The 7,215-nt window shown below is 70.8% G+C and carries 6 protein-coding genes; 1 reads left to right on the top strand and 5 read right to left on the bottom strand.

Annotated features, from left to right (window positions below; genetic code table 11):
- Window positions 1–16: 16 nt before the first annotated feature.
- From FHE66_RS05615 to FHE66_RS05595, 5 genes are all read right to left on the bottom strand, one after another.
- Window positions 17–1,018 carry a sugar phosphate isomerase/epimerase gene (locus tag FHE66_RS05615; protein WP_139071997.1) on the bottom strand — a complete coding sequence of 334 codons (1,002 nt, stop codon included), beginning with the start codon at window positions 1,016–1,018 and terminating at the stop codon, window positions 17–19.
- Between the two features lies 1 nt (window position 1,019).
- Window positions 1,020–2,201, bottom strand: coding sequence for a Gfo/Idh/MocA family protein (locus FHE66_RS05610; protein WP_218013626.1), 1,182 nt, complete (start codon window positions 2,199–2,201; stop codon window positions 1,020–1,022).
- A 64-nt stretch (window positions 2,202–2,265) separates the two neighbouring features.
- A complete protein-coding gene (locus FHE66_RS05605; RefSeq protein ID WP_139071995.1) occupies window positions 2,266–3,327 on the bottom strand; it encodes a substrate-binding domain-containing protein in 1,062 nt (353 codons plus the stop codon).
- Between the two features lie 55 nt (window positions 3,328–3,382).
- The gene (locus FHE66_RS05600) at window positions 3,383–4,453 is read right to left on the bottom strand and encodes an ABC transporter permease (protein WP_139071994.1); all 1,071 of its coding nucleotides are present in this window, start codon (window positions 4,451–4,453) and stop codon (window positions 3,383–3,385) included.
- A complete protein-coding gene (locus tag FHE66_RS05595) occupies window positions 4,450–5,967 on the bottom strand; it encodes a sugar ABC transporter ATP-binding protein (protein ID WP_139071993.1) in 1,518 nt (505 codons plus the stop codon). The genes FHE66_RS05600 and FHE66_RS05595 overlap by 4 nt, the downstream gene beginning before the upstream one ends.
- 107 nt (window positions 5,968–6,074) lie before the next feature.
- On the opposite strand from FHE66_RS05595, the gene FHE66_RS05590 reads away from it, so the two are divergent.
- A partial coding sequence (locus FHE66_RS05590) for an ROK family transcriptional regulator (protein ID WP_139071992.1) occupies window positions 6,075–7,215 on the top strand: 1,141 nt, incomplete at its 3' end.

Genomic DNA, 7,215 nt, shown 5'->3' with positions numbered 1-7,215 from the left:
CCGGCGTCGGCCGGGCTCAGCGCGTGGCGAAGGCGGCGTCGAAGGCCGCCTCGGACGGCTTGAAGGAGAGCTTGCGGACGAACTCGAGCGCCTCGGGGGCGCCGACGAGCCGGTCCATCCCGGCGTCCTCCCACTCGACCGACAGCGGACCGTCGTAGCCGATGTGGTTGAGCATCCGGATCGCGTCCTCCCACGGCACGTCGCCGTGGCCGGTGCTGATGAAGTCCCAGCCACGGCGCGGGTCGGCCCACGGCAGGTGGGAGCCCAGGCGTCCGTTGCGGCCGTTGAGCCGGCGCTTGGAGTCCTTGCAGTGGACGTGGAAGATCTTGTCCTTGAAGTCGAGCAGGAACGCGACCGGGTCCAGGTCCTGCCACATGAAGTGGCTGGGGTCCCAGTTGATCCCGAACGACTCGCGGTGGCCGATCGCCTCGAGGGTGCGCTGCGCGGTCCAGTAGTCGTAGGCGATCTCCGAGGGGTGGACCTCGAGCGCGAAGCGCACGCCGACCTCGTCGAAGACGTCGAGGATCGGGTTCCAGCGGTCGGCGAAGTCCTGGTAGCCGGCCTCGACCAGCTCCTCGGACGCCGGCGGGAACATCGCCACGTACTTCCAGATGGAGGAGCCGGTGAACCCGGTGACGGTCTTGACGCCGAGGCGGGCCGCGGCCCGCGCCGTCATCTTCATCTCCTCGGCGGCCCGCTGGCGCACGCCCTCGGGCTCGCCGTCGCCCCAGACCCGGTCGGAGAGGATGTCGCGGTGACGCGCGTCGATCGGGTCGTCGCAGACCGCCTGCCCCTTGAGGTGGTTGGCGATCGCGTAGACCTTGAGGCCGTTCTTCTCGAGGATGTCGAGCCGGTTCTGGACGTAGGCGTCGTCCTCGGCGGCGCGCCACGGGTCCAGGTGGTCGCCCCACGAGGCGATCTCCAGGCCGTCGTAGCCCCACTCACCGGCGAGACGGGCCACCTCCTCGAAGGGCAGGTCTGCCCACTGTCCGGTGAAGAGCGTGATCGGTCGAGCCATGTCAGTCTCCAATCGTCGTGAACGTGCTGTTCTGCGCGGCCGAACGCTCGATGGCGTCGAGCACGCGCTGGACGTGCAGACCGTCCTCGAAGGACGGGGTGGGCTGCTCGCCGGCGCCGAGGGCGCGGACGAGGTCGACCGCCTGGTGGACGAAGCCGTGCTCGTAGCCCAGGCCGTGACCGGCGGGCCACCATGCCTCGATGTACGGGTGGACGGGCTCGGTGACGAGGATGCGGTGGAAGCCCGCGGTCTCGGCCGGCTCGGTGGCGTCGTAGTAGTGCAGGACGTTCATGTCCTCGAAGTCGAAGGCGATCGACCCGGTCGAGCCGTTGACCTCGATGCGGATGGCGTTCTTGCGGCCCCAGGCGAAGCGGCTCGCCTCGAAGACGGCGGGCGCGCCGCTGGACAGCCGGCCGAGGAAGCTCGCGGCGTCGTCGACCGTGACAGGGCCGCGCTCGGTGCCACCGGTGCCGTGCAGGCCGCTGAAGCTCTCCGCGACCGGGCGCTCGGTGACGAACGTGTCGAGCATGCCCGAGACGCCGGCGAGCTGCTGGCCGGTGATGAACTGGGTGAGGTCGATGATGTGGGCACCGATGTCGCCGAGCGCGCCGGAGCCGGCCTTCTCCTTGTCCAGGCGCCACGACAGCGGCGTCTCGGCGTCGGCGAGCCAGTCCTGGAGGTACTGGGCGCGCACCTGGCGCACCTCGCCGATCCGGCCCTCGGCGACGAGCCGCTGGGCGAGCCGGACCGCGGGGACGCGGCGGTAGGTGAAGCCGACCATCGACTGCACGCCGCGGGCGCGGGCGGCGACGGCGGCTGCGGTCATCGCCTCGGCCTCGGCGACCGTGTTGGCCATCGGCTTCTCGACGAGGACGTGCTTGCCGGCCTCGAGCGCGGCGATGGCGATCTCGGCGTGGGTGTCGCCCGGGGTGCAGATGTCGACGACGTCGACGTCCTCACGCTCGATGGCCCGCCGCCAGTCGGTCTCCACGGAGTCCCAGCCCAGCTGCTTCGCGGCGGCACTCGCCCGCTGCTCGTCCCGGCCCACGAGCACCGTCATGTGCGGCTCGAGGGGCAGGTCGAAGAACCGGTGCGCGTTGCGCCACGCCTGGGAGTGGGCGCGGCCCATGAACGCGTACCCGATCATCGCTACGCCGAGCCGCGGCTTGTCCTCAGTCATCATGCTCCTTGTCGATATGTGGGAACCGGGGCGCCGGACGGACCGGCGCCCCGGTTCCTGGGGTGACTCAGGACTCGAAGGCCGAGTCGATGTACTGGCTGACGTTCTCCGAGGTCACGACGGGGGCGTAGAGCTGGACGAGACGGGGGACCTCGATCTGGACGAGGTCGCCCATGCCCTTGCCCTGCGCGAGGAGACGCGCGAGGCGGATGCCGTCGGCGGCCTGGCTGGCCGGGTAGATGACGGTGGCCTTGACGAGCGAGTCGCCGGACTCGATCTCACGCATCATGTTGGCCGAGCCGGCGCCGCCGACGACGAAGAACTCGTCACGGCCGGCGTTCTCGATGGCGGCCATGACGCCGACACCCTGGTCGTCGTCGTGGTTCCAGATGGCGTCGATCTCCGGCGCCGCCTGGAGCAGGTTGGCCGTGGCGGACTCCCCGCCCTGGACGGTGAAGTCGGCCGCGACGCGGTTGGAGACCTCGAGGCCGCACTCGGACAGCGCGTCGGCGAAGCCCTGGCTGCGCTCCTGCGTCAGCGGCAGGTTGTCGATGCCGGCGATCTCGGCGACGACGGCGTCGGACTGGTCGCCGAGCTGCTCGCAGATGTACTCGCCGGCGCTCACGCCCATGCCGTAGTTGTCGCCGAGGACGGTGACGCGGGCGGCGTTCGGGTCGGAGAACTCGCGGTCGACGTTGATGACGGGGATGCCGGCCGCCATCGCCTCGAGGGCGATGTCGGTGAGCGCGGCACCGTCGAAGGGCAGCAGCACGATGGCGTCGACGCCGTCGTTGATGAACGTCTCCATCTGGCTGATCTGCAGCGACACGTCGTTGGTGCCCTCGGCGAGACGCAGCTCGACGTCCCCGTACTTCTCGGCCTCCTCGACGGCCTGGGAGGTGATGGCACCCATCCAGCCGTGGTCGGCGGCGGGGGCGGAGAAGCCGATGACGACGTTCTCGCCCTCCTCGTCGTTGCTCGAGCTGCCACCGGCGGTGGAGCCGGCGGTGGAGTCGCCGTCACCGGTCTCCTCGGGCTCCTCGGTGTTGCCGGTGCATCCGGCGAGGAGCAGGGCGGCGGTGACGCCTGCGGCGACCGCGAAACGGCGGCGCGTGGTGCGTGCGGACATGGGTGGTTCCTCCTTGAACGGGTACTGCTGACAGGGATGGGAAGGGTTCTTGGGGCTACTTGGTCCCGCGCGTCGCGATGCGCTGCTGGAGCATGACCGCGCCGACGATGATCGCGCCCTTGGCGACCTGCTGGACCGAGGTGGAGAGGTTGTTGAGGATGAAGACGTTGGTGAGCGTGGAGAAGATGAGCACGCCCAGGACGGTGCCGACGATCGTGCCGCGGCCACCGATGAGCAGCGTGCCGCCGACGACGACCGCCGCGATGACGTCGAGCTCGAGGAGCACGCCGTGGGTCGAGGTGCCCGCGCCCGTGCGGCCGAGCATCGTGATGGCGCCGATGCCCGCCGTGAGGCCGGCGATCGCGAAGAGGTACATCGTGTGGCGCTGGACGTTGATGCCGGCCAGGCGCGCCGCCTCGGGGTTGCCACCGACGGCGATGGTCCGGCGGCCGAAGGTCGTCCGGTTGAGCAGGATCCACCCGATGATCGCGACGACGACGAACATCCACACCGTGACGCGCAGACCGAGGAAGCTCGCGCCGAAGAAGTCCTTGAACTCCTGGACGTTGAGGATCTGGGTCTTGCGGTCGGAGATGATCTCCGCGAGGCCGCGGGCCGCGACGAGCATCGCGAGCGTCGCGATGAAGGCGACGACCTTCCCGTAGGCGACGACGACGCCGTTGACCAGTCCCGCGGCGGTGCCGACGAGCATCGCGGTGAGCGCGATGACGAGCCAGTGGGTGTCCTCGGCCATCGACTGGGTGGCGAGGGTGGTCGCCCACACGGTGGCCAGGCCCATGACCGAGCCGACCGACAGGTCGATCCCGCCACCGGTGATGACGAAGGTCATCCCGACGGCGAGGATGCCCGTCGTCGCGGCCAGCGCGAGGATCGTCGCGATGTTCGACGTGCTGAGGAAGCGGTCCCCCGCGGTGGCGAAGCCGGCGACGCACAGCAGGGCGAGCGCGACGACCAGGCCGAGGTTGCGGGCCATGCCCGAGATCCGCAGGCTCCGGCCGGACGAGCGGCCGGTGCCGTCGTCGGGCACGAGGTCGGCGTTGGTGGGCGGCAGTGCTGCGGAGCTGCCCGCAGCGGCGGAGGTGCCTGCCGCAGTGTTCTCACTCATGCGTGAGTTCCTTCCATGACGAGGTCGAGCACGCCGTGCTCGTCGATCTGGTCAGCGGGTCCCTGGTGGACCACTCGGCCGTCGGCGACGACGAGGACGTCGTCGGCCAGACCGAGGACCTCCTCGATCTCGCTGGAGACCATGAGCACCGCAGCCCCCTGGGCGGCGAGGCGTCGGATGAGGCCGTAGATCTCGGCGCGGGCACCGACGTCCACGCCGCGGGTCGGCTCGTCGAGGACGAGGACGTCGCAGCCGTGGACGAGCCAGCGCGCGAGCATGGCCTTCTGCTGGTTGCCGCCCGAGAGCGTGCGGATCCGCCGCTCCCCGTCGGCCGGCGCCACGTGCAGGTCCTTGATCTGCTCGTTGGCGGCGCGGCGCTCGGCCCGCTCGTTGAGGAAGCCCGAGCGGGCGAAGCGGGCGAAGGTGGACAGGGTGATGTTGCGGTAGACCGGCTCGTCGAGCAGGAGTCCCTGGCTCTTGCGCTCCTCGGGCGCGAGGCCGACGCCGGCGTTCACCGCCGCGGCGACCGAGCCGGGGCGCAGCTTCTTGCCCTTGACCCGCACGGTCCCGGACGTCGCCTTGCGCGCGCCGTACACGGTCTCGAGGATCTCCGAGCGGCCGGCGCCGACGAGGCCGGCGAGGCCGACGATCTGCCCGGCGCGCACGGTGAAGCTCACGTTGTGGAAGACGCCCTCGAGAGAGAGGTCCTCGACCTCGAGCAGGGCCTCGCCCCGCTCGTGGCCGCCCGGCCCGCCGCCGAAGTCGCCCTCGACCGTGCGACCGGTCATGAGGCGGATGAGGTCGGGGGTGGGGGTGTCGGCGACGGCGAGGTTCTCGGCGACGGTGCGCCCGTCCTTGAGGACGGTGATCCGGTCACCGATCTGGCGGATCTCCTCCAGGCGGTGGGAGATGTAGATGACGGCGACGCCGTCGGCCTGGAGCGCGCGCACGACGCGGAAGAGGTTGTCCACCTCCTCCGGGTCCAGCACCGCGGAGGGCTCGTCCATGACGATGACGCGCGCGTCGTGCGAGAGCGCGCGGGCCATCGACACGATCTGCTTGCCGGCGGCGGACAGGTGGCCGACCTCGCGGTTCGGGGAGATCTCCGAGTGGCCCAGGCGCTTGAGGAGCGCACGAGTGAGGCTGTGCGCCTCCGAGCGGCGCAGGAGGCCACCGCGGGAGAGCTCGTGCCCGAGGAAGATGTTCTCCGCGACGGTGAGACCGTCGACGACGTCGAGCTCCTGGTACATCGTCGCGATGCCGAGCTCGATCGCGGCGGTGGGTGACCCGATGGTGACGACCTCGCCGTTCCACCGGATCTCGCCGGCGTTGGGCTGGTGCGCCCCGGCGAGGACCTTGATGAGCGTGGACTTTCCGGCGCCGTTCTGGCCGAGGAGGCAGTGGACCTCGCCGGCGCGGACCTCGAGGTCGACGCCGTCGAGCGCCTTGGCTCCGGGGAAGTGCTTGACGATGCCGGTGAGGGTCAGGAGGGGTGTGGGGTCTGCTGTGACCATGGCGACACTGTAGGGGCGCATTCTGGAATCCGTCAATCAAAAGTTGGGAAGGAGAGAAGTAGTTACGTGAGCGTGACCTGTGGAAGCAACGGTGGTTTACTCTGTGCATGAGCACACTTCCGACAGGCCTGGAGGAGCGCGGAGACCTGCGGCGTGACGCCGACCCCCGCTCTGCCGGCACGCTGTTCCAGCTCGTGCGCGACGGACGGCCCCGGACCCGCGCGGATCTCGCGGCCGTCACCGGCTTCGCGCGCCCGACCGTGGCCGCGCGCATCGACGAGCTGCTCGGCTCCGGACTCATCGTCCCCGCCGGCGAGGCGTCGTCCACCGGCGGACGACCCCCGGCCACCTTCGCGTTCAACCCGGGCGCCCGCATCATCCTCGCCGCCGACCTCGGGGTCAGCCACGGCCGTCTGGCCATCACCGACCTCGCGTCCAACGTCCTGGCCGAGCGGTCGCTGGAGCTCGTCATCGCCGACGGCCCGGAGATCGTCCTCGACGCCGTGACCGCCGCGCTGTGCGACATGGTCGACGAGCTCGGTCGCCCGATCTCCGACGTCGCGGGCGTGGGCGTCGGGCTGCCCGGTCCGGTCGAGCACCGGCTCGGGCGGGCGATCAGCCCGCCGATCATGCCCGGCTGGGACGGCTTCGACGTGCCCGGCCACATCGGCCGCACCCTGCCCACCCCCGTCCTCGTCGACAACGACGTCAACATCATGGCGCTCGGCGAGCACGCCGCGCGGTGGAAGGACGTCAAGGACCTCGTCTTCATCAAGATCGCGACCGGCATCGGCGCGGGGATCATCTCCGACGGCGAGCTGCGCCGCGGGGCGCTCGGCGCCGCCGGGGACCTGGGCCACATCGCCGTTCCGCGCGGCCGCCAGATCCCGTGCCGCTGCGGCAACGTCGGCTGCCTCGAGGCGCTGGCCGGCGGTCAGGCGATCGTGGAGTCCCTCAAGGCCCAGGGCATCGACATCCAGCGCACCGCGCAGATCGTCGACCTCGTGCGCTCGGGGAACGTCACCGCCAGCCAGACCGTGCGTCAGGCGGGCCGCGACATCGGCGACGTCGTCGCCGGCTGCGTCAACCTGCTCAACCCGTCGGTCATCGTCATCGGCGGCATCGTGTCGGAGGTCGGGGAGCACCTCCTCGCCGGCATCCGCGAGGTCGTCTACAGCCGCTCGCTGCCGCTGGCGACCCAGCACCTGCGCATCGTGGCCTCGCAGACCGAGGGCCGCGCCGGCGTCC

Source organism: Georgenia sp. 311 (genome assembly GCF_006151955.1).
GTDB lineage: Bacteria > Actinomycetota > Actinomycetes > Actinomycetales > Actinomycetaceae > Oceanitalea > Oceanitalea wutianyii.
This window is presented reverse-complemented; position numbering and strand designations above follow the sequence as displayed.

Bases quoted from the DNA above. Each gene is read 5' to 3' on its own strand.
- FHE66_RS05615 (WP_139071997.1), bottom strand. From the start codon at position 1,018: ATGGCTCGACCGATCACGCTCTTCACCGGACAGTGGGCAGACCTGCCC.
- FHE66_RS05610 (WP_218013626.1), bottom strand. From the start codon at position 2,201: ATGATGACTGAGGACAAGCCGCGGCTCGGCGTAGCGATGATCGGGTAC.
- FHE66_RS05600 (WP_139071994.1), bottom strand. From the start codon at position 4,453: ATGAGTGAGAACACTGCGGCAGGCACCTCCGCCGCTGCGGGCAGCTCC.
- FHE66_RS05605 (WP_139071995.1), bottom strand. From the start codon at position 3,327: ATGTCCGCACGCACCACGCGCCGCCGTTTCGCGGTCGCCGCAGGCGTC.
- FHE66_RS05595 (WP_139071993.1), bottom strand. From the start codon at position 5,967: ATGGTCACAGCAGACCCCACACCCCTCCTGACCCTCACCGGCATCGTC.